1 pseudogene is annotated in these 1,031 nt (G+C 43.7%); it reads left to right on the plus strand.

The window, feature by feature from the left end:
* Positions 1-366: 366 nt before the first annotated feature.
* Positions 367-930, plus strand: a pseudogene (locus F9C28_RS19965) (catalase); the annotation flags it as partial.
* Positions 931-1,031: the final 101 nt, after the last annotated feature.

Below are 1,031 nucleotides of genomic sequence, written 5' to 3' on the forward strand. Positions count from 1 at the left end.
CGGCGAAGGTGAGTTGATGGCTCATGATGTCCCTCTGGGATGCGCTCCGGATGAATATGATGATCTCATATCAGGAACTTGTTCGCACCTTCCCTAATGATGTTATCGTTTTAATAATTAAGTGTTTTATATTTTTTACTCCTCGTCGGTAATCACTTATCAATGGTGGTGTTTCATTTGATTATTTCACTATTCGTTTATTAATCGTTTATTTTTATATTTTGTTGCAAAATAACTTATTGTTTTATATTCGGTGTTACGTTATATGGAAATTTAATAGCCAGCGCCTTTTAGAGTGATAAGAGTGCTTTTTTTTATTTCTGTTAGCCTTTTTGTGAACTTCAATAAAATATAAAGGGCATGGGTATGAAAATTAAAAAACTGGCGGGCGCTGTCGCTTTTCCTCTATTAATATCATTGGGCGCACAGGCCGGTGAAACTGTTCAAATGACCAATGATAATGGTGCTCCGGTGGGTGATAACCAGAATTCACAAACTGCGGGGCCAAATGGACCAACGCTGTTACAGGATGGGCACCTGGTACAAAAATTACAGCGCTTTGTGCGCGAACGTACGCCAGAGCGCGTGGTGCATGCACGCGGTACCGGGGCATTTGGTGAATATCATCAGGATAAGGACATCAGTGACTTAACATCGGCGGCGATGTTTAAAAGCGGCACCACGACGCCGGTATTTCTGCGGTTTTCTACCGTTATTCATCCTAAAGGTTCGCCGGAAACCCTGCGCGACCCCCACGGTTTTGCCATTAAGTTTTACACCTCACAAGGTAACTGGGATTTAGTTGGCCTCGATGAGCCGGTATTCTTTATTCGCGATGCGATGAAATTCCCCGATATGATCCACTCGCTGAAACCGTCTCCGGTTACCAACGTGCAGGACCCTAACCGGTATTTTGATTTTTTCAGTCATCAGCGGCTTTGTTGAATAAATCAGATTTCGGGTAAGTCTCCCCCGTAGCGGGTTGTGTTTTCAGGCAATACGCACACTTTCAGGCATACCTGCTTTCGTCA

This window comes from Shimwellia pseudoproteus (assembly GCF_016415625.1).
GTDB lineage: Bacteria > Pseudomonadota > Gammaproteobacteria > Enterobacterales > Enterobacteriaceae > Shimwellia > Shimwellia pseudoproteus.